26 protein-coding genes and 1 riboswitch are annotated in these 25620 nt (G+C 44.2%); of the genes, 7 read left to right on the top strand and 19 right to left on the bottom strand.

Going from position 1 to position 25620, the window contains the following annotated elements:
* Positions 1–109 precede the first annotated feature (109 nt).
* The 3 genes from TW84_RS02660 to TW84_RS02670 all read right to left on the bottom strand — a co-directional run bounded on the left by TW84_RS02660 (position 110) and on the right by TW84_RS02670 (position 1539).
* On the bottom strand, positions 110–634 hold the full coding sequence (locus tag TW84_RS02660) for a hypothetical protein (RefSeq protein ID WP_045974168.1): 525 nt from the start codon (positions 632–634) through the stop codon (positions 110–112).
* Positions 634–1020: an MAPEG family protein gene (locus TW84_RS02665; RefSeq protein WP_045974136.1), complete on the bottom strand. Its 387-nt coding sequence runs from the start codon at positions 1018–1020 to the stop codon at positions 634–636. Before TW84_RS02665 ends, TW84_RS02660 begins: the two co-directional genes overlap by 1 nt.
* Positions 1021–1245: 225 nt before the next feature.
* Entirely contained in the window at positions 1246–1539 is a 294-nt protein-coding gene (locus tag TW84_RS02670) for an ArsR/SmtB family transcription factor (RefSeq protein WP_045974137.1), read from the bottom strand.
* Between the two features lie 232 nt (positions 1540–1771).
* On the opposite strand from TW84_RS02670, the gene TW84_RS02675 reads away from it, so the two are divergent.
* On the top strand, positions 1772–1912 hold the full coding sequence (locus tag TW84_RS02675) for a hypothetical protein (RefSeq protein WP_045974138.1): 141 nt from the start codon (positions 1772–1774) through the stop codon (positions 1910–1912).
* A gap of 83 nt (positions 1913–1995) precedes the next feature.
* Here TW84_RS02675 and TW84_RS02680 read toward each other — a convergent pair whose 3' ends face one another.
* Positions 1996–2892, bottom strand: coding sequence for an EamA family transporter (locus TW84_RS02680; RefSeq protein ID WP_045974139.1), 897 nt, complete (start codon positions 2890–2892; stop codon positions 1996–1998).
* 316 nt (positions 2893–3208) lie between these two features.
* Here TW84_RS02680 and TW84_RS02685 point away from each other — a divergent pair, with 316 nt between their 5' ends.
* Positions 3209–3955 carry a substrate-binding periplasmic protein gene (locus TW84_RS02685; RefSeq protein ID WP_045974140.1) on the top strand — a complete coding sequence of 249 codons (747 nt, stop codon included), beginning with the start codon at positions 3209–3211 and terminating at the stop codon, positions 3953–3955.
* Between the two features lie 72 nt (positions 3956–4027).
* On the opposite strand, the gene TW84_RS02690 is transcribed toward TW84_RS02685, so the two are convergent.
* Complete coding sequence (locus TW84_RS02690; RefSeq protein WP_157633998.1) at positions 4028–6913, bottom strand: hypothetical protein; 2886 nt, start codon at positions 6911–6913, stop codon at positions 4028–4030.
* 226 nt (positions 6914–7139) lie between these two features.
* Positions 7140–8051, bottom strand: a complete 912-nt coding sequence (locus TW84_RS02695; RefSeq protein ID WP_045974142.1) for a DMT family transporter — start codon at positions 8049–8051, stop codon at positions 7140–7142.
* Positions 8052–8142: 91 nt separating this feature from the next.
* Between TW84_RS02695 and TW84_RS02700 the strand changes: the two genes are divergently transcribed.
* The gene (locus TW84_RS02700; RefSeq protein WP_045974143.1) at positions 8143–9072 is read left to right on the top strand and encodes a LysR family transcriptional regulator; all 930 of its coding nucleotides are present in this window, start codon (positions 8143–8145) and stop codon (positions 9070–9072) included.
* A gap of 148 nt (positions 9073–9220) precedes the next feature.
* On the opposite strand, the gene TW84_RS02705 is transcribed toward TW84_RS02700, so the two are convergent.
* From TW84_RS02705 to TW84_RS02715, 3 genes are all read right to left on the bottom strand, one after another.
* The gene (locus TW84_RS02705) at positions 9221–9574 is read right to left on the bottom strand and encodes a tRNA-binding protein (protein WP_045974144.1); all 354 of its coding nucleotides are present in this window, start codon (positions 9572–9574) and stop codon (positions 9221–9223) included.
* An 82-nt stretch (positions 9575–9656) separates the two neighbouring features.
* Positions 9657–10550 (bottom strand): AEC family transporter, encoded by an 894-nt coding sequence (locus TW84_RS02710; RefSeq protein WP_240478133.1) that lies wholly within the window; start codon positions 10548–10550, stop codon positions 9657–9659.
* Between the two features lie 262 nt (positions 10551–10812).
* The gene (locus TW84_RS02715) at positions 10813–11757 is read right to left on the bottom strand and encodes an NADP-dependent oxidoreductase (RefSeq protein WP_045974145.1); all 945 of its coding nucleotides are present in this window, start codon (positions 11755–11757) and stop codon (positions 10813–10815) included.
* A gap of 107 nt (positions 11758–11864) precedes the next feature.
* On the opposite strand from TW84_RS02715, the gene TW84_RS02720 reads away from it, so the two are divergent.
* Both TW84_RS02720 and TW84_RS02725 read left to right on the top strand, forming a co-directional pair.
* The gene (locus TW84_RS02720; protein WP_045974146.1) at positions 11865–12788 is read left to right on the top strand and encodes a LysR family transcriptional regulator; all 924 of its coding nucleotides are present in this window, start codon (positions 11865–11867) and stop codon (positions 12786–12788) included.
* A 169-nt stretch (positions 12789–12957) separates the two neighbouring features.
* Positions 12958–14037, top strand: coding sequence for a permease (locus TW84_RS02725; RefSeq protein WP_045974147.1), 1080 nt, complete (start codon positions 12958–12960; stop codon positions 14035–14037).
* Positions 14038–14088: 51 nt separating this feature from the next.
* On the opposite strand, the gene TW84_RS02730 is transcribed toward TW84_RS02725, so the two are convergent.
* Positions 14089–14460, bottom strand: a complete 372-nt coding sequence (locus tag TW84_RS02730) for a nuclear transport factor 2 family protein (RefSeq protein ID WP_045974148.1) — start codon at positions 14458–14460, stop codon at positions 14089–14091.
* A gap of 100 nt (positions 14461–14560) precedes the next feature.
* Here TW84_RS02730 and TW84_RS02735 point away from each other — a divergent pair, with 100 nt between their 5' ends.
* Both TW84_RS02735 and TW84_RS02740 read left to right on the top strand, forming a co-directional pair.
* On the top strand, positions 14561–15427 hold the full coding sequence (locus TW84_RS02735) for a LysR family transcriptional regulator (RefSeq protein WP_045974149.1): 867 nt from the start codon (positions 14561–14563) through the stop codon (positions 15425–15427).
* A 104-nt stretch (positions 15428–15531) separates the two neighbouring features.
* A complete protein-coding gene (locus TW84_RS02740) occupies positions 15532–15822 on the top strand; it encodes a hypothetical protein (RefSeq protein WP_045974150.1) in 291 nt (96 codons plus the stop codon).
* A 23-nt stretch (positions 15823–15845) separates the two neighbouring features.
* On the opposite strand, the gene TW84_RS02745 is transcribed toward TW84_RS02740, so the two are convergent.
* The 9 genes from TW84_RS02745 to TW84_RS02785 form a co-directional block, all read right to left on the bottom strand.
* Positions 15846–16805, bottom strand: coding sequence for a sensor domain-containing diguanylate cyclase (locus TW84_RS02745; protein WP_045974151.1), 960 nt, complete (start codon positions 16803–16805; stop codon positions 15846–15848).
* Between the two features lie 276 nt (positions 16806–17081).
* A complete protein-coding gene (locus TW84_RS02750; protein ID WP_045974152.1) occupies positions 17082–18326 on the bottom strand; it encodes a hypothetical protein in 1245 nt (414 codons plus the stop codon).
* Between the two features lie 233 nt (positions 18327–18559).
* Entirely contained in the window at positions 18560–19303 is a 744-nt protein-coding gene (locus TW84_RS02755) for a phosphatase PAP2 family protein (protein ID WP_045974153.1), read from the bottom strand.
* A gap of 255 nt (positions 19304–19558) precedes the next feature.
* Positions 19559–20242, bottom strand: coding sequence for a thiaminase II (gene tenA / locus TW84_RS02760; RefSeq protein ID WP_045974154.1), 684 nt, complete (start codon positions 20240–20242; stop codon positions 19559–19561).
* Positions 20242–21192 carry an ABC transporter substrate-binding protein gene (locus TW84_RS02765; RefSeq protein WP_019277359.1) on the bottom strand — a complete coding sequence of 317 codons (951 nt, stop codon included), beginning with the start codon at positions 21190–21192 and terminating at the stop codon, positions 20242–20244. The genes tenA and TW84_RS02765 overlap by 1 nt, the downstream gene beginning before the upstream one ends.
* 16 nt (positions 21193–21208) lie before the next feature.
* Positions 21209–22009: an ABC transporter permease gene (locus TW84_RS02770; protein ID WP_045974155.1), complete on the bottom strand. Its 801-nt coding sequence runs from the start codon at positions 22007–22009 to the stop codon at positions 21209–21211.
* Positions 22002–22748 (bottom strand): ABC transporter ATP-binding protein, encoded by a 747-nt coding sequence (locus TW84_RS02775; protein ID WP_045974156.1) that lies wholly within the window; start codon positions 22746–22748, stop codon positions 22002–22004. Before TW84_RS02775 ends, TW84_RS02770 begins: the two co-directional genes overlap by 8 nt.
* Complete coding sequence (gene thiD / locus TW84_RS02780; RefSeq protein ID WP_045974157.1) at positions 22738–23568, bottom strand: bifunctional hydroxymethylpyrimidine kinase/phosphomethylpyrimidine kinase; 831 nt, start codon at positions 23566–23568, stop codon at positions 22738–22740. Before thiD ends, TW84_RS02775 begins: the two co-directional genes overlap by 11 nt.
* Before the next feature lie 108 nt (positions 23569–23676).
* A riboswitch (TPP riboswitch) is annotated at positions 23677–23775 on the bottom strand.
* A gap of 349 nt (positions 23776–24124) precedes the next feature.
* The gene (locus TW84_RS02785; RefSeq protein WP_045974158.1) at positions 24125–25321 is read right to left on the bottom strand and encodes a hypothetical protein; all 1197 of its coding nucleotides are present in this window, start codon (positions 25319–25321) and stop codon (positions 24125–24127) included.
* Between the last annotated feature and the right edge of the window lie 299 nt (positions 25322–25620).

The raw sequence follows: 25620 nt of genomic DNA on the forward strand, positions 1-25620 counted from the left end.
CCTGAGATGATTTGGTGAGTTTTGCTTCCGATTTACTGGTGTGTGTCCAATTTACTTATAGGTACTTATAGGTGTGTGTCCCGATATTCTAGGTGTGTGTCCCGATATTCTAAGGCTTTCTAGCCAAATCACGCGCGAGAATCAAAGCCAGGCCAAAGACTTGCAAAAATAGACCGATATTTTTGTACCAGGCGATTTTTTCATTCAAAGCCGCCATTACTTCGGTAATGGTAAGGTTGTTGAGGTAGTAGTCATCAATCTGATTACGATAACCCTCCTGAGCCTGATTAATCTGCATCATTAATGGGCTCAAATTTTCACGGCTGATCTGCGGAACACTTCCGCCTAACCAAGCACTGAGTTGACCTTGAAGCACAGTTTGCAGCGCATCATCAATCTCATCATCATCCGCTTGACTAAGGTGTAGCAACATAGCCTCGCGTTTACGCTCCAAGGTTTCGACACTGCTCCATGCGAGCTGAATCGAATAGATATTTTCGTCTTTCTGTTCTGCCAGAGTCGAGAGTTCCGCACTTAACCTGTCTAACACCACACTCGACATTACAATCGCAAGAATGTTGAGAACTAGCCCAACCAATACTAGAGACCAAGCAGGCGGAACTTTGAAAGGCATTACCATAGCTTTCCAAACGGCAGATAAACTAGGTTAAGAACAATCAGTGCCACCATCGTTAGAAAGGTTAATTTCATACCAGTAATACGGCCTTTTAACTTCTCAGCTAATACCGCCTTAGCGTGCATAAGTCGGCCAATGACAAACACAATACCGGCTAGATGGATCATCCAAGGGCTGGCTCCGTTATATTCAACCATCGCCATCAAGAACAAAGTGATTGGAATATAGTCCATGGCATTGCCTTGCGCACTGCGGGCAACCTGAAGGGCATTGACTCCACCATCAGCATAAGCAACCTTGGCACTGCGACGCTGTTTAATGACCTCTATCGACAGCCATATCATCAATGTGGCTAACACCGACGCGTAAAGCGCTGTAATCATAAGTATTTCTCCTTGTTACTCTGATTATTGTAGAGAATAATTTCAGAAGTTATGGAGAAAATCCATGACAACGCCCCACTTATGAGTGGGACAAACAAACTCAAGTCATAATTATTAACAGCAATGAGTGCCATAACCTGAATTGGCAAGACAATGTTAACCTGTGCCTAGGAAAGTCTGCTCAGACAGAAACTGATAGATGTTTCTTCAAGCTTTAAAGTAGGATTAGCAGCGCTCATCCGCACAACACTCATCTTGTAAGAAACCAATCACAGCTTCAAGACACTGATATTCGGCAACGCAATAAAGCGTGCGGCCTTCGCGGCGCTGGCTGATTAGATTGGCCGAAGCCAAACTGGAGATATGATGAGACAACGTTGAGCCGGGAATATCCAACTGGTCCTGAATCGCGCCTACGGTGATCCCCTGAAACCCTGCCTTGACAACACTTTTATAGATGGAAAGACGCGTTGGGTGGCCCAATTCTTTCAACGCTTTCGCGACAACTTCAAGTTCCATCAATCACTCCTAACTCAAAAAACATTTCCAAGATAATCGAAGTATTTATATTTTGCAACTTGCCCAGCAGGACTTCTTAAGAAGGGCATAGCGCTTTGACTGACTCAATATCACAAGGTAACCCTTGGTGATTGCGTTTTATGTTCAAGGTGAAATTCTGAAGGGAATTTCACATTAGCCCTTTACACTTCTGATATAGTCACCAGATAACGTGCGAATTAAGGAGTAAAACATGAGACTTTCATTGATTGCGACGGCGATTGCTCTGCTGATTGGTGGCTGTTCTAACACATGGCAAGGCGTTAAAGATGACTCTTCAAAAGTATGGGACGACACCAAACAAGCCATTCATGAAGCTACCGCTGAAGAGTAAATAACGTGTTTTGTTATAGCCAGAGCCTAAAAACGCTGGCTATAACAACAATAAAAATCCGTATACCAAGAAGATGACAATCACTATATGGCGCTATTCAAACGCTGGCGCTGAGATATGAAGTGATAAAGGCGTAGACCTAAAACGGACACGGATAATCCAAATAAAATCAATCCCCCGCCAAGCATCTCTAAATGGGTTAACTGCTCATTTAAAAGCAGATTCGAGCCGACAATACCCACTACAGGTATCAACAGAGCAAAAGGCGTAACAACAGCAGCTGGATGATTTTTAAGCAGCCAACCCCACAAAGCGAAAGCTGCCAAAGTAGAGATGTAGCTGACATACAGTAAAGACAGCCAAGATTTTTCTGTTGTTGCCAATAACAAAGTCAAAGCCTGATTGGTTTCGAAGTGCCAAGACACCAAGAATAATGGAAGAGGAGGGATCAGGCTAACCCAAATCATGAAATGCAATAAATTCACATCACCTATTTTTTTCATAATCAGATTTGAGACTGCCCAAAAGGCCGCAGCACATAAAATAAGCGTTATTCCTAAAGCGGTTGCATTGCCTCCCGCGGTATAGAAAAACAGACTGAATCCAATGCAGGCGAGTCCCATGCCAACCAGTTGGTATCGGTTCATTGATTCTTTCCACAACACGACGCTGAGCAAAATAGTAAATACCACTTGTGCTTGCAGTAATAATGAGGAGAGCCCCGCTGAAACATCAGACTCCATCGCCACAAATAGGAAGCTAAACTTAAGAACTCCTAAAAACACGCCAACACCAATGACATTCCATACAGAGGTTTTAGGGAATGGAACAAAAAACACTGCGGGTATCGCAACCACAAGAAATCTCAGGCCAGAGAACAAAATGGGTGGGATCTCTTCAAGACCAAACTTAATAACAGAGAAGTTTAGCCCCCATATCAAAACAACGAGAAAGACACCAGCCAGGCTTTTGAAATCCATTTCCACCTCTTTAAGCTTTGTTACTATTTTTGATAACCTCTACTATACGCTTAACTTATGTTTTATCTCACCTTATATTTTCATTTGGGTTCGAGCGACAAAAAACGAGTCGCTTAAGCTGGTTAGCTCATGGAAATCTAGCCGCTGGGCAAAGCGCAATTGGGTTAAGAGTACATCGTCACTATCATTCGTTCAGCTCTAAAACTCACAAACTTCGAGCTGAAACCACAGCCGCTAACGACTTCTTCAGCACTTTGGCAAGTTACCTCTACATACCCTACTATTAACAAAAATAATAATATAGGAGGTATGGGTGATGATACGAATACTGACTGTTTTATCTTTGTATTTTGTGAGTTGTATTTCTTATGGTAAAGAAACACTTAACATTGTGTACTATGACTCTTTCCCGCCATACTCCTATAAAAATTCGAGCGGCCAGATGGAAGGGATCTTGGTTGACATTGCCACGGAAGTGCTGGAAAAGAACATGGGATTAACCGTCTCTCACCAAGGGTATCCTTGGGGAAGAGCGCAAAGGATGGTGTTTAACGGTCAAGCTGACGCTTTTATTTCTGTCCCGACAACAGAGAGACTCGAGTATGTTAATGCCGCTGCTGTCCCCGTTGTTATTGGACCAATAACCTTGTTCACCTATAGAAATCACCCCAATAAGCAACAATTGGAAAAAATTTCAGGTATCGAAGACCTTAAAGCCTATACGATTCTCGATTATGTAGGGAACGGTTGGGGACAGTCTCATTTCCCACCAGACAGTTACACTCGAATTCTACAATCCGACCTCTCCAGCGCTTTGAGAATGCTTGCCAAAAAAAGAGGAGACGTGGTCGCCACTGACAGGATAGTGGCAGATTATCTATTGTCTAAATACGATAAACGTAGTCTAGTAGAGGAAATTCCCATCACCCTAGCGACGGTCTCATTCTCACTTTGTATTTCCAAATTGTCGCCGTTTAACCATATCTCTGAGGAGTTTTCCGAGAAAATGTTAACGTTTCGTTCGCAAGGGCGAGATAAAAACATACTAGAACGCTACAAATAGCATTACCCTAAACAGCTCAAATACGTTTCCTATTGCTAGGAAACGTATTTAACGAGGCACTATCCCTCTATGCTATTGTACGATGGCATTTTTGAAGAAACAGAAAAAGCCGTCATCTTTCGCTGTGAACTTAACCCCATTATGATAAGAGAATGCGGTACCTTTATTACTGTTCAAGCGTGCACCAAAGCGCTGATAGTACGTTGCAGTACGACATATAAAATCCATTCTTCCTTGTCTATCGTAGCCGTTCCCCTCTAACAGCCTACCAACAATGGAGTTGGCGCTATCTCCTAAATAGGGAATTTCTCTCTGCACCTCTAATTGTGTGTAGTTCTCATTTTCATCTTGAGAAAGTTTATAATGATAGGTCTTACGCTCGCTGTCCAACCCCGCAGAGCTGTAAAATACATGGACTTCTTTTCCCATTGTTAATGCGGTCAATTGTCCTTCCCACACTCCTTGGCTTCCATTAAAATTGGAGATGATTTTTTCAACCGAGCCATTAATCACTTGATAAATGTGCCTTCTAGTAAAAATAATAAAAGTAGGTGAACTGAGGCCGTTGATCGCCACAACGTCTACACAACTATCATATCCTCCATTGAGCCAGTCCAATGTGAACAACACATCACCAGGGGCTTGAGTCAAGCCATGAGTTAGATATGCTTCCCAGCGACTACCCGGTTCAGCCGCAAGAAAGACCGCTTGAGAACGTCCATAACGGTCTGTACTTTCAACCGCATGAGCACAATGTTTATCAGCATAACCGGTATAGAAACCCTCCAAACGTTGGTTAGTACCAGTACCGTTTGTAAAGAAGTCATTTTTTTTACAATAGGTCACTTTCTTTAAATCGGAAAAGTTGTAAATATTGCCATCTTTAGAGGAGACTAAGGCCCCTGGGTACTTGTACTTTTCTGAATTTCGGTCATCAATAGCTTGTGCCATATTATTCCAATCGGTATCCATAGTGTTGGCATTAAATTGATGCAATCGATTGCCTTGTTCGTACGTCCTAGCGCGACAAATATAAGACCATTGGCCCTGATACTCGAACCTATTTTTTATGTACGTGTTGGTGAATTCAATCACCGGCTCAGGAGGCAAATCTTGCTTTTTAAGCAACGTGTAAATCCACCCTGCAATAGCGACAATAATACCAACTACGGCAACAACAATACCAAGAGGTCCTGCTATCGCTAAACCCATATACGCAGCCACCGTTACTGCCAGTGTGACTGTGGCGACAAGCATGTTAATGGAGGCAAATATAATGTCGCCAATATCTCCTCCTTGTACGGCTTGGTACAGGTTATAGGCGGCAAGCGCGGCCCCTAAAGCGGCTAAACCAATAAAACATACATTGATAACATCAACTAACGCCGTGCCTGAGAGCTTATAAAGTTGAGTCAATACCATCTGTTGTGTGTTATTCGTGAGAACCTTTCCTTTCGGTATTAACTCAAGGACAAATTGAGAGAATTGGTTCATGTACGACGCGGTGACCTGGGAAACGGTTTTCCCGTTACCAAAAATAAAACTCGCTACCGTATCAAATAATGTCGACAATTGGATAAGATTAAGCGTCCCATCGGCCAACGCCATACCTAAGTCAGTCCATAATTGAGGGCTATTGATCGCCTCTCTGTCAGTAGCAGTGGCCCAAGAAAACTGACCTATGGCTAATAAGAATGTAAAGACAGCAACGAGTGAATCGGGGGAAAAATTCGCTTTAGATAACCCAGTGGATCCTCCTGCCAATTCGGGGTACTGCTTAGTGATTAGCGTGTGAACCTGTGAGTCCTGTATAGTGTAGTTTTCAATATTAGCGTAACGCAATGTATCCCAAAGCCCGTCATTCCCATACTTATTGAAGAAGCTGTTCCAGAATGTACCTTGCTTGCCCTTTGTCCCCTTTAGCGTACTGACCACCGCATCGTAGTTGTGCTTATTATTACGAACGGAATAAGCCTCTTTTTGATTGGTACTTCCCCACTTCATACTTATTGCAAATCCAGAATAAAGAGCACCTATCAGCGTACGCTCGAACTGATGCAATTCATCTTTGTTTAAAGGATTTTGAGCGAGCGTGTTTAGCGCTCTAACTTTATTGATGGTGTTGTAGACTCGATGAGATACCGTTTCGAAAGACGACGTGTTTTGTTGAATCTTGGTGTCATCCACCAACTTTTGCAGTGTATCTTGACGTTTGTAATGTTCAACCAGCTTTCTCATCCAAGATTCTGCATCAACAGCGGTGTGTATATATCGCGTCAATTTTTCCTCTTGGCAATGCGCCGCTGCGATAACATACAGCTTATCTATGATTTTTTTATAATCATCCCCTTTCTCAATGGTTTCTATCGACTGGTTAATCGCAATCATATCCCATGAGTTGTAAGACCGCCTTATATGATGAGGAATCCCATCTTGAGTACTGTAAGCATTTTGCAGAATAGCACTCACATACTCTATCATGTTTTCCTGAAAGAAATGGCGGTGGACATTATAGACACTGTTTACAGAGTTTGATTCTCCGGCGCTTAACGCTAAAATAGTACCATTGGTTTTCATGCCTTGCCCAAAACGCCCGCTTAAATAGGTGTTATCTTGATTAAACTGATACTTAAACAATTCTTGGTAAATCACTTGAGCTAAATATTGCGCTTCATCGGTTTTTGATTCAAACGTCACGGGAGGTACACCGCTCACGTTATATGTGGTCCTATTGACATAAAAATTAAGGGAATCGAGCTCTTCAAAGTTTGCACCTGAAGGAGATAACATGCTGGCAATAACGGGGGAAGGGAAAACCGTAGCGGCAGCAGCACCAATTAAGCTCAGAGAGGAATAAGTAATAAAATCTCTTCGACTTTGAGACACTTCTTTGTTAATGATATTAGACAGTATTTTCATTGTAAGCCTCTTATTATTGAATACTAATAATTTAGCCATAGAAAATTGACTGAATAGTAATTACATGTGAAACAAATAATTTTTATCGTCAAGAAAATTTATTTTTAATAGAATAAAAAACCAAACTCTTAATATTTTTAGACGATGAAAGCTAATGACACTAAGCAATAAAGCGGAAAAATTTATTCTATAAGCGAGATTAACCTAGGAAGATTGTTATTTAAACAAGCCGACTAAGTTAAGCCGGCTGTAAAACATAGATTATTCAAGCTCGCTTTATTGCTATTTGTCGTTGGCCAGCAGGCGAGATATTGCCAACAAAAAAGCCCAATGCCACTACGGCTACACCAACAAGCTGAATCCAAAAGATAGTGGCGCCCATAAACAGAGAAATCAGTAAACTAAACACTGGTAACGCGTTAAATAAACTGGTTGTTTTTTTAGGCCCTAGTACTATCGCTCCTTTCATCCAAAAATAGTACGACAAAAGCGTTCCAAACAGCCCCATGTATAGCACGAGTAATGCATCTTGGAAGGTGAGTCGAGTCATATCCAATATTAAATCACCTTCGACAGCAGCAATAACAAACAATTGAACCGCCCCTAGGCACATTACCCAACGTAATTGTTGTTCTACGGGTATATGTTGCGACCAGAGCTTCAAGAGTATCGTGTACAAACACCCACTCAGAAGAGCTAGAACCATGAGTATATCTCCTAGATTGAACGATACTGAAGAGAGCTCACCATGAGTAATCACGAGTATCACACCCACTACACTGATCAAAGAACCGACAATGTTTAACCTGGTAATGTTCGACTTTAAAATCATTGCAGACAGCAACACGCCAGTCAGTGGGACATTAGCCATAATGATTGAAGCATTAGTCGGTGAGGTATACCTCATTGCAGCAAAGATTGAAAAATTCTGGACCGTAACACCGACACTCGCGATGATAAATAAATACACCAAGTCCCTACGGCTTAAGGTAACACTATACTTTTGTTCACGAGTTGTTCTCAGGATGAGAAGAAGGATCGCAGCCACCGCAAACCTTAAACCGGCAGCCAGAAATGGGGATAGTTCAGGATTCATAGCTTGTACTGCGTTAAAATTACTAGCCCAAAAAAAGATGGCTACGACAACGCCTAGTAGTACGGAATTGTGTTTATTCATATTGATCTCGATGAGTTAACTTACGAGACAAAAGGGTATATATTCCAGTAATGAAATTTAATCGTCTTTTTTAATAGGCAGTATTTCAAAAATGAAAGAACATTCATTGGATGACTTGCAACTGTTTGTCTTGTCGTCAAAGTATCGCAGCCTCACACAGGCATCTGAACAACTTGATGTGCCACTTGCCACCCTTAGTCGACGTCTGACCAGACTTGAAAACCAGCTAAATTGTCGTTTGCTCGATCGCGGTACCCATAAATTTTCTCTTACGCCTGATGGTAAAAAGTACCAGCAATTGTGTGAACCACTGATAGTAGGTTTAGATAGGGTCACTGAGCGCTTATCGATGGATAGGCAATCGCTGTCGGGAAACATGAAGATATCTGCTCCAATTAATATGACTCAGGTGTGGTTGAAGCACTGCATCTATGAGTTCGCAGAAAAACACCCCGATATCCGTATTGAACTAGAGATTCAAAACGAAAAAATTGATTTGGTCTCTCACCAAGTTGATGTGACCTTTCGAATTGGCGATTTAATTGAAATGGACTGGATCGCGAGAAAGCTATGGCAATTGCCATTTTCACTATGCGCCTCACGATCATACTTAGATAAGAGCGAGCCAATATTGCATCCGTCGGATCTCGCAAAGCATCGCCTGCTGACTGTCCACACTGATCGCCACTGGAAAATGCACAATCAAAACACTGGGGAGACGTTCTCGTACAACGACACATTTGATTTCTCATCAAATGATGTGCTTCTTATAAGAGATGCAGCAATTCGAGGGTTAGGCATCGCTTGGATCCCGCCCTATTATTTTGCTGAAGAGCAGTATCTTGAGGAGGTGTTACCTGAATGGAAGTCAGCAGATCGTGAAGTTTACATCATGTATCGCGACCGAGACAAACGCCCAGCAAGGGTCGACGCCTTCATCAAACATGTTTTTGAATGGCGAACTCGATTCAATGTTGTTCACCCTGCGTTAGAAACATCTTCCAACAACAGTCATCTTTGAACCTGGGTATTAGGAGGTAATAACGGTAGGTCTGCTTCATGTAAGTTCATGGCTTGTCTAGGGTTCAATTTCCCCACTTTTTTGACCACGATTCGACCAATACAAAAGCAGCGCGATGTTCGCTGCTTTTACATGTCCCTCGCGGGCTTCACCCCGCACGACTGCCATTTGGCACTTCAGACTCTGGCATAGCTAGGCAAGGCGTTATCTTATCTTCGTAACCAATATCAAACAGCATACCTTGAGATATTTCACCAGCCATTGTTCTATCAGCAAGGTTAACCACAAACAACGCTTGCTTGCCTTCAATGTCACGCGGATTTTCTCGTTCCTGCTTAATCCCTGCCAAAATTGAACGCGTATGATCACCAAAGTCGACCATGAGTTTCATCAGCTTATCCGATTTTTCAACCTCGCAGACCTCTGTAATAGTGCCGACTCGGATATCCAACTTGGCAAAATCGTCGTATGTTATCAAGTCTTTGATTGGAGCTGGTTTCATCTATGGGCCTCTATCTATTGGCTTTAATGCCTTTACTCATACTTAAATACATTGATACCGGCAACAAACACAGGTAATAGCGTTACCAGCTCAGCGAGCGTAGCACTATGGCGTAAACCGCAATCACCACAATACTTGCCATGGTTTCTACGGAAATTCTTGCTGCACTTGTTCCTGTACCCAGGTAGGAAGTTTCCAGTACGATGATATTGGCAGCAGGCGGCAGCAGGCAAATTAAAAGCAGCCACGGCAGTTGATGATACAACATCTCTGAGTTTGCTATCTGGCTAATGCCAAAAACGACTAGAACCATTGTACTCAACGTCACAATTCTTAGGACATAAGTTCGAGTGTAAAGCAATACATCGCTTTTCTTTAAACTTGTTTCAGCAAGCCAGATTCCAAGTATCATCATACCCAGAAAGCTCATTAAGAATTTAGACACGACATATAGAGTGTGTCCGTAAACTTCAATGCCTCGTCCAACTGGAATCAACAAACCACCAATCAGTAACGCAATCACTGGCGGCGAAGCCAGAATCTTCAGAATTGAGAATGCCTCTTTCTTTAAATAGTTTGCGCCAATTGAATTACCAACAATAGAGCTTCCGATGTACGCTGCTAACATAAATCTAGCCGCTTCATCGCCCAGCAAAGCGTGAGCAACGGGCAAACCCAACCAACCTATATTGAGATAACAAAAACATAAACTTCGAATCGCATCTTTTCCCATCCAGTGTCGGCAGGAAAATATCGCTAACATAGACATCATCGTCAATACGATAACCCCTATCATTTCCTCTGAATGAAGGGAGATATTCCAGATGATAATGACAGGGATCACCAGCTTAGTAAGTAAAAGGGATGAAAACCTTTTAACGTTTAGCTGCCCTTTGCCAACAAGGAATCCAATAAGCAAATAGATAAAAGGGAGTAACGTTGCCATCAGTACTTTACCTCTGCTCGCTTCGTCCACGGTTTTTCTATCCGTTGAAGGTAAAACCAATTGTCACTCTTGGGCAACGAAGCGCCCTTGTTTAATAAGCCAACTCCTTGACTCTCGAAATTTCCATATATTCGCAAGACTGATGCCTACCATTTGATCAAAGCGCAGATTTTATAAAACCATCAAAAATATGCAACCTGTTTGCCTTAAGACAAAAATGACTAGCCAATACCAACTAGGCAGTTAAAACGCCGTTACTAAAAAAGCAGCTCAAAAGATCGGCAAGTGGTCTCTAGTATTTCAGTGTCGGGTCAATAGTCAGCACTATCTTTCCGACCGCTTTATATTGCTCAGAACGCTGGTGAGCACGCTGGATATCCTCAAGTGGATATACCGTATCTATTGGGATGATTAACTGATTTTTATTGAATAGGTCGAGCACTTTATCAAGATCCTCAGCGCTGTTCTCGACCCACATTCTTGTGAACGAAATACCGTGGATACCCACCTCACCTTCAGAAAGCTCATCAAAAGTGGACACTATTCGGCCTCCTGATTTAACACAGGAGACCGTACGATGAAGCAAATAAGCACCCGCTTTCGCAACAAAAGCCAAGTCGTATCTCATGGTCGAATGCCAATCTGTCTGGCTTTCATCGTGCACTTCATCTGCCCCCAATGTTTTTACGTAATCTAGCTTAGCTTGAGAGGCCGTCGCTACGACGTACGCTCCTGCAGCCTTGGCTATTTGCACCGCAAATGAACCAACACCGCCGGAAGCATTATGAATGAGAACAGTTTGCCCTTGCCTGATATGACCTTGGGAATGCAAACCTTGCCACGCAGTAATAGAAGCCAGTGGCAAAGCCGCTCCATCGATAAAACTCATTTTTTCTGGCTTTTTCACAACCAGATCCGCATTGACAGCAATGTATTCGGCATTAGTGCCCTGTCCTGAAATGGGGGTGAATGAGAGTACCTTGTCACCCGGTTTAAACCCATTCACATCATCACCAACTTGCTCAATAACCCCTGAACAATCCCAACCTAATACAAGCGGCAATGTATGGGTATCAGTATCGGCCATCATGCCATTGCGAATATGAAAATCGACCGGGTTTACACCTGATGCCACGACCTTTATCAGTAGCTGATGGGCGGATGGTGCTGGCTTTTCCAATTGACCTACATTGAGCTGAGCCACGTTTCCATAATGTTTTATAAATGCTGCTTTCATAATTTTCTTCCTTATCTGTGATGAGAACAGATTTAGTATTCAATCAATAACCTATTTCTTCTAATTAATAGTTGATATAAACGTTATTCCACACAGGAATGAATTGTATGGCTAAAATTGACTTAAATCTGATCGTTATCTTTGACGCAATCATGCGAGAGCAGTCCATTACCATCGCAGCAGAGCAATTAGCGATGACTCAGCCTTCGGTATCGAAAGCCGTCTCTCGAATGCGCTATGCATGGAAAGATCCTCTGTTTATCAAACATGGAAGAGGCATTACTCCCACTCCATACGCAAAGCAGCTGTGGCATGAAGTCTCGGAACCTCTCAATAAAATTAGCCATTCCGTCTCTCCACCTAAGTTTGATCCTATGACCTCCTCCACACAGCTTAGAGTGGCGTTAACAGATGGTACCAGCTGTCTTTTCTGGCCTAGATTGCGAGCGATCATCGAGGAAAGAGCTCGAGCTATGGATTTATATGCCGTCCCCTTCAAAGGAAATGGGCAACAGCTGTTACTAGAAGCGGAAGTCGATCTGGTACTGGATTACTATCCAACAACACATGAGCAAATTTCAGTTCGACACTTGTATGAGAATCACTTTACCTGCGTAATGCGACCTGAACACCCACTCGCAGACCGTTTTCTTTCTCTGGAAGATTTTTGCGGCGCAGACCATTTGCTGGTCTCACTTTCTGGTGATCCAAGTGGCGCTGTGGACTCAACACTGGCTCTAAAAGGACTCCAGCGACGCGTCGCCATGACCGTCAATAGTTTTTCAGGGGCTATGGACTTGTTGGAAGAGTCCAATCTTATCAGCGTTCTGCCTTTTACCGTGGCCAGCAAATCAATAGAGAAAGGGAGACTGGTGCAAAAGCCAATGCCCATTACTGTCCCACCCCCCACGATTTCCATCGCTTGGCACCGACGAAATCAGCATAACCGAGCACTGAAATGGCTGATTAATGAAGTCGGAGCGATCGTTTCAACAGAGGCACATGTGTTTGCCAACAAAGTTACTGGTTAGCGAAAAAACACTCCTGTTAAGCAATTGATATTATTAGACATGCTAATTATTTCGATTTTTATCGAAATAAATTTCTTGATCATTTGCTCTTTATTTCTATAATTCGAGAAAAATAGAAATGAATTTGAAAAATATTCAGATTCATAACACTCGAATTTGGAGCCACCTTATGAACAATGAATTTATATCTATGGCCAGTGAAGCGTTCAATATGTTTGCCTTTCTCGTAACTGAGCTGATCATCCTGTTTCTTGCCATCAGCTATATCGTTGGTGTATTGCAAGCGTTTCTGACACCAGAAAAGATTCAGTCGATCCTTAGCTCACGTAATGGTAAAGGCTATGTCGTCGCAGCTCTGCTGGGCGCTATCACGCCTTTTTGTTCTTGCTCAACCATTCCTTTCCTAAAAGGCCTGCTTCGAGCACGTGCAGGATTCGGCCCTATGATGGTCTTCCTGTTTGGCAGCCCGCTACTTAACCCGGTGATCATTGGCTTGTTTGTCGTAACCTTTGGTTGGAAAGTTGCATTGTTCTACTTCATGATCGCTATGGTTGTTTCTGTTGTTGCGGGCTACGCACTAGAGAAACTCGGTTTTGAACGTTACGTAAAACCGGAGGCGTATCAGGCGGCAGAAGTCAGCAGTTGCGATACAAGCTGTGGGGAAAGCAAATCTACACCGAAGAAAGAGAGCTCATGTGGGACGTCGAGCTGTGGCGAACCAGCGCCAGCAATGGCAAAGGAATCCAGCTGCGGCGCAAGTGCAAAACCATCAGTCGGTATTGCAAGTTGCTCAGCAGATGGCAGCGTCACCGCGACTTTAGTGGAAGAACGTAAACCAAATCTCTGGGTGAAAATCTGGCACTCGACTTGGAAAGACTTCAAACAAGTATTCCCATACCTACTGCTGGGTATTGCGATCGGCTCACTTATTTACGGATTTATTCCAACAGACTTGATTGCAGAATACGCAGGAGCGGGTAAGTGGTATGCGATTCCAGTCGCCGCTATCATTGGTATCCCACTTTATATTCGTGCTGAAGCGGTGATTCCTCTCAGTGCTGCACTAGTACAAAAAGGGATGGCTCTGGGTTCTGTGATGGCACTGATCATCGGCAGCGCGGGCGCAAGTTTAACAGAAGTGATTTTGCTCAAATCCATCTTTAAGAATCAGATGATAGCCGCATTCCTGACGGTCATCCTGAGCATGGCGATCGGCGCTGGATTCCTATACAGCTACCTATTTGCTTAATGAGACAAAGGGAAATCAAAAAGGGGACACGCTATGCGTATCCCCTTTTTGTTATCGTTCGCCCAGCACTTCGAACTCATCGTAAGTTAGGCGGGCTTTACCGTCTTCCTGCAGTGTCCACACTTCTTTATGTACCACACCGAATGCTTTGTTCATCGTCCACTTTGACGACAAGATATAGTTATTGTCATCGACTTTTTCCCACTTTGTATCTGTGTAAGATACATCGCTAAAGCCTTGGTCAATGATGTTTTGCCAAAACGCCTGAATTTGCTCGCGACCTTCAAACGTACCAAATGGCTTAGCGATCATGGTTGTGCCTTCGGCATATTTCTCTGCACATCCTTTTGCATCCTGACGGTTAAATGCTGCTTTCCACGCTTCGATACCTGCCTGACACGCTTCTAATACTAATTGACTCATTGTGTTTCTCCTTCTTGTCTGATGGGGAGAAGTTTAGGTCTAGGATTAACTAAGAAAAACAGATAAATTAGAAATGACTGTTTGGGTAAAGAGAACAAAAATGAATAAACATAAACAAATGATGGTCTTCAAAGCGATAGTAGAAGCAGGTTCTATTTCGAAGGCAGCTGACAAATTGGAGTTGTCGAAATCAGTCCTGAGTACTCACCTTAAACAGCTGGAGAGTGAGCTCGCCACCACTCTAATAAAACGCACCACACGTAAGCAATCACTCACTCCTGCGGGCGAAAGGTTCTATCAACACTGCATCACGATGAACGATGTTATGTCGACAGCCTGGGATGACATTCGTCAATTGCAAAAACAGCCCAGCGGCAAACTGTCTATCACCGCGCCCATTGCTTTAATGGAGAGTATTGTCGTCCCTGCGCTGAGTGATGCTTTTGCTCCTTTTCCCGATGTATCACTCAATGTAGTCGCTGAAGATAAGCAGCTAGACTTAATGCAACACGATATTGATTTAGCCATTCGAGTCGGTGAGTCGCCAGACAGTAATGTAAAACAAAAGCGCATTGGTCAGTTTCGTGACGTGTTGTGTCAGTCAGCCACGACTCGCCACGCTCCTGAAACCGCTAAATACATCGCTAATCACTGGCAACCTAAAACCATCACACACCCTCTTTTCGCTGCCGACGGGGCGCAATCAAAGACGCTAATTTACACGGCCCACCATAGAGTCAATACCGTCAGTCAGGTCGCGAGCCTCATTCGTCATGATATGGGCATTGGCTTACTTCCGGAGTTTATGCTGAACCAGTTCTCAGATTTAGAACCTTGTTTTAAACACCAGCAGTTACTATCCAACAATGTGTATGCTCTGCACCCGTACTCTAAATCTCCCCCAATTTCAGTCACCAGAGCGATAGCAGTGATCGAACAAAGACTGAAATCCGTGACGGTTTTTTGAACAGATGTAGAACCAAGATCAAGCTTCATGATAATTTCACCCACTGTTCAAAAAGTGTGTCCTACACTTGAAAAACGCGTCGGTTAACTACTAAGGAGAACAACATGATTTCAACATTCAGGGATTACGAATTACAAGATAAAAACCACTTCCACGCTCATATAGAAGTCAACCCATCTGGGTTATTAGATGTTGATATTATTGAAAAAAATGAGCACCACCAAACAGAGTTGTGTGATATCAGTTTTGAAAAGCTGAATGGTAAAACGCGCATTAAAGGTAAAGAAGAACAGCATCAGTGGCAATTAGATCTCGACGACAAAGATGCAACAGAGCTGCACCACCTAATCTCAGAAGCTAACGAAGAATACGAGATCTTAATGCGTGATTTATGAAACAAGCTTATCAGGAGAAGTGTTTACTTTTTCGCACACTTTTCCTGATACATTTTCTCATCGGCCATCTCTAATAAAGTATCAATTGATACCTCTTGCGAAGGCTTGGCAACCGCAATACCGACGCTGAATTTGATCTCATACCCTCGATCTTCTTCCTGGTTAAAGCGTTCGACCGATTTTCTAAAACGCTCAATGGCGACGGTGGCTACTTTTTCGGTCAGGCCAGACATAAAGACAACAAACTCATCACCACCTATTCTGGCAAACACATCCGAATCGCTAAATGAAGTTGCCATTAAGTCGGCAAACTGCTGCAGAACAGCATCACCCACTTTGTGGCCTAACTCATCATTGATGGCCTTAAAGTCATTCAGGTCAAAATACGCCAGCGCGACACAAAACCCGCCCATTCGGCAGTACTGCATCGACTTCTCTGTGAGTTCGAAGAAACCGCGGCGGTTAGAAATCTGCGTTAGCGGATCAAGAGTAGCTTGAATTGTTGACTCCAACTCTTGTTCCGCCACCTTTGCCAAATCAACCAGATCGGCCATTTGCTGCATGGTCAACTCACGCGGTTTTGTGTCTATGATACACAATGTACCGAGCTTACTTTTGTTGTGATAAACCAAAGGTATGCCTGCATAGAATCGAATATGTGGCTCTCCCATAACCAACGGATTATCAAGAAAACGAGGATCCTTAGTTGCATCATTGATGATAAAAGGCTCTTCACCATTGATCGCGTGTCCACAAAAGGAGACATTTCTTGCGGTTTCGCGAACAGGAAGACCAATACAGGACTTAAACCACTGTCGCTGCATATCAACTAAACTCACCACAGCAATCGGGACATCAAAAAGATGCTGAGCAACACGAGTGATCCGATCAAAACGTTCTTCCGGTTCGGTGTCGAGAATATCAAGAGAATGAAGGTCTTTTATTCGTTGTACTTCGTCGTTAGGAAAATCAGGCTCTTTCATCCAGTGTAGCTCTTTAAAGATAGTTAACTATCAGCTTAGCACTCAGCCGTCATCTTGCTTAGTTTGAAAGCTATTGATGAGTAGTTGAGTATAAAAGTGTGATATTTAACTAGATATCAATGCTAGGGCGCGCGACCGTAACGCAAAAAAACGAATACTTACAACAGGTAATTCATGGTTAACGCTTCAACATATCATCAAAATGATAGACCGCTTAAGCACCCTATTATCAGATAAAAAAGGGCCGTTTTCGGCCCGATTCTTAGTATGAATAGATTACACTGTAATGCGCGTTGGCACGGCGGATTTGACGGCAATCTCATGGCCATCCAACAGCCCTTTGCCTCTCTTCAATTCATTCAGGCGCGCGTTGACCACACCATCTCTGCTAGTAAAGTCTATCTTATAACTGCCAACGTACTCTTGAACGTACTTGCTCGACAGTGACTTCAGCTTATCGATATAGACAACGGCTTTGTCGTAGTCTCCTTGCGATACCACTTCAAGTTTAGGCGTTAGAAGCTGGGCAAATTTATAGGGGTGACCGACAAAACCACTGCCCATCACAAGCGCTGCGACAATTGGTGTTGTGATCACCACATTCTGAAACCACTCAGAAAACATCTTGTGATCATTGACTAGACTGGCTGGAGCAGTTCGGTTGTGCCATTCTTTCTTGGCACGTTTGGTTACTTTATCAAGCAGGCTACGTTGTACAAAGAAATCGACTAACTTGATGATACGCTCCAGAATATTGGTGATCATGCTGACCAATGAGCCCACTCCGGCTGCAACATCACCTGCGGCTTGCAAACCTATGCCTGCCACCCCCATAGTGAAAGATTTGATCCCTCCTAACGCACCTTTAGCAGAATGCAGAGCCAGCGCATTGGCGATAATACTAGGATGACCACCTAACAGCTCCACCCCACGACCACGGTAAATTTGTGAAATCAGATCTTTGGATTTCATTACCGACTTTTTCGCCGCAGAATAAAGCCCCGATGCACTTTGCACATACCCCCAGCCGGGAATAAGATTAGAGAAGGTCCCAGCAAATTCGCTGGCTAGCCACGTGCCGACTTCCGCAAGCCACTCAATACCATGCAGCAGGTCGCCATAAACGTTTTTTACCTTGTTCAACAAACCACGAAAGAAATCACAAAACAGCTTCTTAAGCTTTGTTGTTATCGCAGATGTCATCTCACCGACTTTGGCTTTAGCCCTAGACGCTTTGAGCACAATTTTACTGCTTTTTATCTTGCTCATGGTCTCAGTCTTATTCAACAAGCCCATCGCAGCATCTTTAAAGTCTACAAAGGGCTCAGTTCCGACCACAAAAGCTTCAAAAAAATGCGCATTAGAAATCTTCGCCACTTTGGTAATTTCGGTACTGGCCAGCATGTACATTGCTCCCATGCGAGCATCGGCCATCTGTGCAACCTGCACGCCCAGTGCTGTATTTTTTGTCTTACCAAACATTTTGTCTTTAATCAGACGTTTTAATAGTTTTATCTGCATGTAAACCTCTGCCCATACAATAACGACACATAAATTTTTTGCGCCAAAAATGACAATTACATAAATAAGACGAATAATAACGAGATTTATCAATTATGTGGTCTGTCTTGCTGGCTTATCTTCAAAAAACACAATAATCTGGTGGTTAACAACAACATATGACTGAGAATATAAAAAAGCCCCGCAAGTAAGGACGTTACTCACAGGGCTAAGGGCAGTTAGGTAAACTAGAATCAGGTTGTTATTTGGGTCCAGCGATGAAAAAGCTTTTCTGTAATGCGATCAAATTGCGGTGCCAACATATACAGCATCAGAACAAATAATACCGATCCAACCAAATCAATCGGTCGATGCATTCCGAGCCAAAGGCGACTGTATGCCAGACCCAGCGCCCATCCCCCCAAAACCATCGCTAAAGCGTAATGTCGATTCTGAATAAACAGATTGCCAAAAAAGGCAAGACATATGGCCGCGAAAATAGTGTGGCCTGAAGGAAAGGAGTAGTCTTTTTCGCCTTGCCAGTGGCGGGTGCGCCAAACACTAACACGATGCGAAATATCGTCAATTACATGCTGTTGCTGAACCGTATTCAGGTTATAGAAGTGAGAGGGTTGTGGGATCAGAAGTTGTTGGGTCAGCAGTTCAGTGTATGGACGTGGACTCTCCGTCATTTGTTTCAGGCCGGTCTTGCTGACAAACCCTATCAGAAGAATGAGCCCGAGCTGAGCCATCTTGCCCAACCATTCAATTCGGTTCGGTAACACTTTCCAACTAATCGCCACCAAAACGAACAAGGTCAAAAGAAAACCTTTCGAACCTGCTGAATCCGTCAGGAGAGTAAAGGCCAAACCCGTTGTATCAGACACGCTACTCAGCAAATCAATATGGCTGACCAGTAAACTCATTGGCGCAATAATCACAAGAAATGCAACCAAAAGACCAATACCATACTGCTTCTCGATCAGAAAATTCTTCACCGTGTTGTCCCGCACTGAATCTGTAAGATGCAGAATATTAGTCGACCCAAGGTGGAAAATTTATCAACTCAATGTCAATTTGATGAAAGATCGAGCCAGCTTCACAATCAGCCATTTACCCCACAAATAACCTAATTTCACACATTTCCAAAACAAATAAACAAGACTCTTTTGACCGCCATCTTAAATCGAAGAGCCATGACAAAAGGCAGCCCAAAACGTACCCGACCACCTCCAATATCATGGCCCATTGTTTTAGCCATCACGGCCTTCTAAGCTTTTAACATCCAGTCCCTGCTGCCAGAACGCCACTTCCATTCGAGTCGCGGTTCTGAACACTTCAATCAGGTTTTGTCCCCGCTGGCTATGAAGATCAATCTCTTCTAAGAGTTGGTTAAAATGCTCCGCTCCTTGTGCCACTCCACTCTGGAATTCCTCACCACCATAGAGCTCAATCCAACTTGCGTAAGGATTTCCTTCCAGTACAGTGTCATTGCTTTCAATCAACGCTTTACCAATCACCGCATAGCCAATCGAACACGGCGCCAGCGCGGCGTACAGATCAACTAAATCACCTGTCATGCCTGCATCAAGCACATAGCGTGTGTAAGCAACGGTTCCAAAATCTTCAGGTTCGTTTTCTAAATCAGATTCCGTCAGCCCCCATTGACCACAATACGTCACATGATGACCAATTTCGGAATCTAGCAGAGCATGCACACTCGGCAAGGCACGACGCATGTCTTCCAGCGTGCGCGCTTTATAGATGGCTAACGCATAAGCACGCGCATACTGTTTGAGAAACAGAAAATCCTGCTTCAGATAGTGAAGAAAACTGTGCTGATCTAAAGTGCCTTTTGCTAGCTGCTGCACAAAAGCATGCTGTGTGTACTCCTGCCAGTCCGACTGACACGCTTGGATAAGATCCTGATATTTCATTAGTTAAACTCCGGCACATAGTCTGCGGCTTTAGGCAGAGTTTCAATGATCTTTTGTGAATACATAAATTGGGCGTAATCGTCGTAGCGCTTGAGGTCAACCGCAGAAGGACGCAGTGCAAAACGAGTTAACGTATCGTTCCAAGCTCGTTGATTAAGTTCATTGTTGAGGGTGTCTGGCGCGTAAGCAACAAACTCCTTCCACGACGCTTGTGGGTGATTGACTATGTAAGTTGTGGCTTGCTCAAGCGCTTTGTTGAAAGCTTTGATAGCCTCTGCATCATGAGTTTTGGCATTGGCCACAAACACCAGTTCGTCGTAAGCCGGAACACCGTGTTCTTCAGGGAAAAAGGCTTTCGCTTTGTAGCCTTCAAGCGCGAGCTGGTTGGTTTCAAAGTTGCGTAGACCACCCCAGATCGCATCGACTTTTCCTGATGCCAGAGAAGAAGAGAGCGCCCAGCCCACATTGATGATATCCACATCGGCGAACTTCACACCGTCTTGCGCCAGCATAGTACCAATAGTGGCTTCTTCATTGCCTGCGATGGCAATACCGATTTTCTTACCTTTCAGGTCGGCCAGATTGTCGTTCTTACCGTTATCTAACACCATCAGCGTGTTGAGTGGCGTCGCGATTAGCGTTGCAGAACGAATAAGCGGCAAACCTGCAGCAACATCGATAGTCAGACTTGGTTGATAAGAGATCGCCAGATCGACTTTGCCAGCAGCCACCAGCTTAGGTGGCGTGCTTGGGTCTGCGGGTTCTTGAATATCGACGTCAATGCCTTGCTGCTTGAAGTAGCCGCGCTCTTTCGCAATCACGATTGGGCCATGGTTCGGGTTAACAAACCAATCCAGCATCAGAGTGAGTTTTTTCTCTTCCGCCAGCGATTGAGCAGAAAATGTTGAGCAAAGTAGTGCCACTGCACTGAGTATTTTTTTTGTTTTCACGGGAGTGTCCTTTCTTTTATTGATTTTCCCAAGGAATCAGTTTCTTAAGTAATTTATCGGTGATGAAGTAGAGCGAGACAGACAACAAAGCCAGAATAAACAGCGCCGCAAACATCTCATCAATGATCATGCGCGCGTTAGCTTGCAGCATCAGGTAACCCAGACCTTCACTGGAACCCACCCACTCTCCGACAACCGCGCCAATAGGTGCAATGACCACAGCGAGACGTATACCGGAAGCCAAAATGGGTAGAGCCGCTGGGAGTTGAATGTGTTTCAGCATTTGCCATTTGCTCGCCCCCATCGTTTTCGCCAGGTCGAGATAGCCTGTCGGCGTGTTTCTCAAACCGTCGTAGCAACACGTGGTCACGGGGAAGAAAATAATGATCGCCGCCATCACGACCTTTGATGCGATACCGTAGCCAAGCCACAGCATCAGGACAGGTGCAATCGCGAACACAGGAATCGCCTGACTGGCAATCAGAATCGGCAATAACCAACGCTTGAGCGGTTTAAACAACAGCATCTGTAAAGCAAAGAACAGCCCCATCGACAAGCCAAGTAACAGACCCAACACAATTTCTTGACCAGTCACTAGCGTATGTTTCATCAATACATCAAAGCGGCTGATGAGGCGCTCAAACACGTCAAGCGGCGCAGGGAGAATAAAGCTTGGCATATCAAACACCACCACCACTAACTGCCAAAGCCCGACAATAATCGCAGCACTGATCGTCAACCGGAGCGCAGGGTGTGTCAGACGCTCCTTTTTCACTACGTCGCGCTGAATGGCGTCAAACTGAGCCATATCACTCATAATCATCCTCCAACGAATTGAGAATGTTCTGCTGCAATTGCGCACATTCTGCATCTATGACACGAGGCGGCTGAGTGGTTGGAACCTCATGTGATTCAGCATAAGCAGGTTGGCCGCGGAGGATGTACAGAGCGTCGGCCAGTCGAATCGCTTCTTGCGGGTCATGGGTGATCAGCACCACCGTTTTGCCACGCAATAGCTCAGCGGCCAATGTCTGCAATTTATGTCTCGTCACTGCATCTAGCGCAGAAAAAGGCTCATCCATGAGTACCACGAGTTTGTCTTGCATTAACGTACGAGCCAACGCCACACGTTGACGCATACCACCTGACAACTGTAGAGGCATAGCCGCCGCTTGATCCGATAACCCGACTTGCTTCAGCAACCGCAGCGCTCGATTCCTGTCAGGTTGAGCGCTGCCAAACTTACTACTCAGGCAAACATTATCCAGGACATTGAGCCATGGTAGCAGCAGGTCTTGTTGTGCCATGTAAGCGATCTGGCCTTGCAGCGCATGGTTATGACTGAGAGTCAGTTCTCCGGTCCAGTGCGCTTTGTCGTTCAACAGACCTGCCAGATAGCGCAGCAAGGTAGTTTTCCCGCAGCCACTGCGCCCCAAAATACACGTCCACTGCCCAGCAGGTATCGACATAGAAAAGTGCGCCAATGTCGGAGCCAGATTATCCGTGTACTGCAAGCTTGCACGTTGAATCTCGATCCCAATCGGCTCAGCGAACATTGATGTGGCCACAGAAAAAGTGATGGACCGGCCCATGCCCCCTACCAACATTGAGTTCATCAGCATGAGCGATGGCCTGGGAGATGTATTGTTTACCTAGATACACGGCTTTGTGCAGCCTATTGCCCTGCGCAAGATAAGAGGCAATCGCTGAAGATAAGGTGCAGCCTGTTCCATGAGTGTTTTTCGTCGGGAATCTTTTGGCACTCAAAAGCTCACTCGTTTGCGCTAAGATCAGCAAATCATTACTGTTGTCATCTTTTTCTAGATGCCCCCCTTTCAGCAAAACCGCTTTGGCACCGAGCGCGCGCAATGCTTCGATCATATTACCCATCTGATCTTCATTTTCCGGCACAACACCATCAATCAAAGCCGCCCCTTCAGGAAGGTTGGGGGTGATCAGATCCGCCATCGGGATCAGTTGCTCTTTTAATGTGCTAATCGCCGACTGCTCCAGCAGAAGATCACCACTGGTGGCGACCATCACAGGATCAACCACCAGATGAGCAGGCTTGTACTGTCTAATTTTGTCCGCAACGACCTTAATGATCCGCGCGTCAGCCAACATTCCGACTTTAACCGCAACCACATTGAGATCGGTAAACACGGCGTCAAGCTGACTTTCAATATGCTCCAGAGGAATCGGGTGAATTGCGCTTACGCCAAGCGTATTTTGTGAGGTAATGGCCGTAATGACAGAACACGCGTAACTGCCAGTCGCAGATATGGCTTTAATGTCCGCTTGAATACCAGCGCCACCACCGCTATCAGATCCTGCGATGGTTAATACTATGGGTGGTGTGTCTTGTGATTGTGGCATGGGTGCTCCTATTACAAGACGTACAGGAACTCTCAGCCAAACATGAAGTGATCAATAAAGGGAAGATCGAATCATAAAAAGCGAGTGCACCAGAATGAGCATACTCAAGCATTGGTGCGAATAGTTCCCTACGTCAGTGCTAACTGAATCAGGTTCTACGGGTCTCGCAATGCGATCTCAGCCCTAAGGGCCCCCCGACTATTTGCCCATGATGATAACAGTAATTGAAAAGCGAATGCACTTGTTAATTAACAAAAAGCGCTATCATGGCTAGTTGGATCCTCTGTTACCTGTTCGAATCTGACTGTTGAATGGCGATGACAGGTTTGATGTTATTCATCTTGCAAGGTAATCCGATTGCGGAGTCTATAGTGCTGATGCCACGCTCCTGCATTGCTGGTAATGCAGTGAGGAAAAGTTGAGAGATGGTGTGGAAAGCCAGACCATACTGCTGTCACACCTTAGATATGGGATCCCCGCCCAGCTCGGGCGAGGATTAACGGAACCACGAAGAGACGATAAACGCCCTCAATCTGCTGAAGACGCTCGCAACACTCTAGTGAACTTGCTGAGCAGGGTAAAGGTTGATTGGTCCCAAGAACATCGACTGATCACTTGGTGCCAGTACTTGAGGTAAACCATTGGATTTTTCTGTGCTTCTTACATACGTACAATGCACTTCCAATACTGGAACATTGGCAGCACCTGGATAGGCTGGTTTTTTCACTATCCTATCCACGGACAGCTGCGCAGAAGGAGGCAATAAAAATTCTGCTTGAACCGCAATCGCAGAATCATTGCTTTTGAGCCCCATTAGTTTTGCCAAATTTTCATACCCTTGCTTCATCTTATTGATACGGCGGTATTCAAAAATGAGGGTTTTACTTTGCTCGATCACTTCATTAACGTACTTTTTCTCATAGTCAGAAACCGTTTTGACCGAAGTGTCGGTGATGTTCAACGTCCTGACGGCAGTATTATCTAATCGACTCGCGAGGTTGGTACTATTGTAGCCACTAAAGGCACTGATATTGACACCTTGAGCACGACGAATAATAAAGTTCAGAATACCCTCGGTGTTTTTGTAAACAGGGAAACAAGCGCCCTCTATAAAGCCTTTGTGAAAACTGCATGATAAGTAACGACTGCTTTTAATAGTGCCCGCAGGCCCTTTAGGGTTTCTACCATTGACAATATCATTGGCATACTTCCACCAAGCAGAATTTTGAGGATTTGGTACAGTAATTTGACGATAAACGGGCACGTCTACATGTGATGTTGAGTTTTGTCTCCACTCTTTATAAGAGTTCCAGACATTAACCGCACTGTCATCGAGCCTTTTTCCTTTCGTGGTGTAACCCGTCATTCCTGTATTAAGAGAACTGGAGTTGAACGTATAAAAAGAAAGTGCTGTCACCATCTCCATTTGTCTCACCAAAGCCTGCGCTTCATGTTGGTTGACTTTCGAGCGGATACTCTGAGGTAGAGACCAAGTATGACGCATACTTTGCGCAACTTTAAACTGGTTGACAAAGCCTCTCAACATATTGATCCACTCAGTAGGACTGTTGTTACGGCAATGCTGTCTATATGAAGCCTGGGTTATATTCATCGCCATTTGCAAAAGAGCATCCATACACTCTTTCTCTGCAGCTTCGTTGATTTTCAGGTATTTGAGTCTCTTGGCTAGATTCCCGACTCCGACAGACCTTAATTGCTCATAACGATATTCATCGTAACCACCAATTTCCATTGTTTATTCCTTATCTAATCGATACTTCTATGTTGGGTTAATGCTTGTATCTAGCACATAGCAAATTGCGCCATTAATAAGCAAAAGTATAAAGACTCTAATAAATGCAAACGTTCATAAACAACATTCATCTATTTCTATAAGAATAGATCGATAGTCGAGCCATTGTTTATGGGTTACTTTAGACTATGAGGTAATAACCTAGCATGGTTTAATAGTAAAAAAAACTTATCGTGATCAGCAAGCCATTATAAGAACTGTAAATTACATTTAAAATCAAACACTTAAATAAGACATCT

It is taken from the genome of Vibrio neptunius, from assembly GCF_000967495.1.
GTDB lineage: Bacteria > Pseudomonadota > Gammaproteobacteria > Enterobacterales > Vibrionaceae > Vibrio > Vibrio neptunius.

Bases quoted from the DNA above. Each gene is read 5' to 3' on its own strand.
- TW84_RS02660 (WP_045974168.1), bottom strand. From the start codon at position 634: ATGCCTTTCAAAGTTCCGCCTGCTTGGTCTCTAGTATTGGTTGGGCTA.
- TW84_RS02665 (WP_045974136.1), bottom strand. From the start codon at position 1,020: ATGATTACAGCGCTTTACGCGTCGGTGTTAGCCACATTGATGATATGG.
- TW84_RS02670 (WP_045974137.1), bottom strand. From the start codon at position 1,539: ATGGAACTTGAAGTTGTCGCGAAAGCGTTGAAAGAATTGGGCCACCCA.
- TW84_RS02675 (WP_045974138.1), top strand. From the start codon at position 1,772: ATGAGACTTTCATTGATTGCGACGGCGATTGCTCTGCTGATTGGTGGC.
- TW84_RS02680 (WP_045974139.1), bottom strand. From the start codon at position 2,892: ATGGATTTCAAAAGCCTGGCTGGTGTCTTTCTCGTTGTTTTGATATGG.
- TW84_RS02685 (WP_045974140.1), top strand. From the start codon at position 3,209: ATGATACGAATACTGACTGTTTTATCTTTGTATTTTGTGAGTTGTATT.
- TW84_RS02690 (WP_157633998.1), bottom strand. From the start codon at position 6,913: ATGGCTAAATTATTAGTATTCAATAATAAGAGGCTTACAATGAAAATA.
- TW84_RS02695 (WP_045974142.1), bottom strand. From the start codon at position 8,051: ATGAATAAACACAATTCCGTACTACTAGGCGTTGTCGTAGCCATCTTT.
- TW84_RS02700 (WP_045974143.1), top strand. From the start codon at position 8,143: ATGAAAGAACATTCATTGGATGACTTGCAACTGTTTGTCTTGTCGTCA.
- TW84_RS02705 (WP_045974144.1), bottom strand. From the start codon at position 9,574: ATGAAACCAGCTCCAATCAAAGACTTGATAACATACGACGATTTTGCC.
- TW84_RS02715 (WP_045974145.1), bottom strand. From the start codon at position 11,757: ATGAAAGCAGCATTTATAAAACATTATGGAAACGTGGCTCAGCTCAAT.
- TW84_RS02720 (WP_045974146.1), top strand. From the start codon at position 11,865: ATGGCTAAAATTGACTTAAATCTGATCGTTATCTTTGACGCAATCATG.
- TW84_RS02725 (WP_045974147.1), top strand. From the start codon at position 12,958: ATGAACAATGAATTTATATCTATGGCCAGTGAAGCGTTCAATATGTTT.
- TW84_RS02730 (WP_045974148.1), bottom strand. From the start codon at position 14,460: ATGAGTCAATTAGTATTAGAAGCGTGTCAGGCAGGTATCGAAGCGTGG.
- TW84_RS02735 (WP_045974149.1), top strand. From the start codon at position 14,561: ATGAATAAACATAAACAAATGATGGTCTTCAAAGCGATAGTAGAAGCA.
- TW84_RS02740 (WP_045974150.1), top strand. From the start codon at position 15,532: ATGATTTCAACATTCAGGGATTACGAATTACAAGATAAAAACCACTTC.
- TW84_RS02745 (WP_045974151.1), bottom strand. From the start codon at position 16,805: ATGAAAGAGCCTGATTTTCCTAACGACGAAGTACAACGAATAAAAGAC.
- TW84_RS02750 (WP_045974152.1), bottom strand. From the start codon at position 18,326: ATGCAGATAAAACTATTAAAACGTCTGATTAAAGACAAAATGTTTGGT.
- tenA (WP_045974154.1), bottom strand. From the start codon at position 20,242: ATGAAATATCAGGATCTTATCCAAGCGTGTCAGTCGGACTGGCAGGAG.
- TW84_RS02770 (WP_045974155.1), bottom strand. From the start codon at position 22,009: ATGAGTGATATGGCTCAGTTTGACGCCATTCAGCGCGACGTAGTGAAA.
- TW84_RS02775 (WP_045974156.1), bottom strand. From the start codon at position 22,748: ATGTTCGCTGAGCCGATTGGGATCGAGATTCAACGTGCAAGCTTGCAG.
- thiD (WP_045974157.1), bottom strand. From the start codon at position 23,568: ATGCCACAATCACAAGACACACCACCCATAGTATTAACCATCGCAGGA.
- TW84_RS02785 (WP_045974158.1), bottom strand. From the start codon at position 25,321: ATGGAAATTGGTGGTTACGATGAATATCGTTATGAGCAATTAAGGTCT.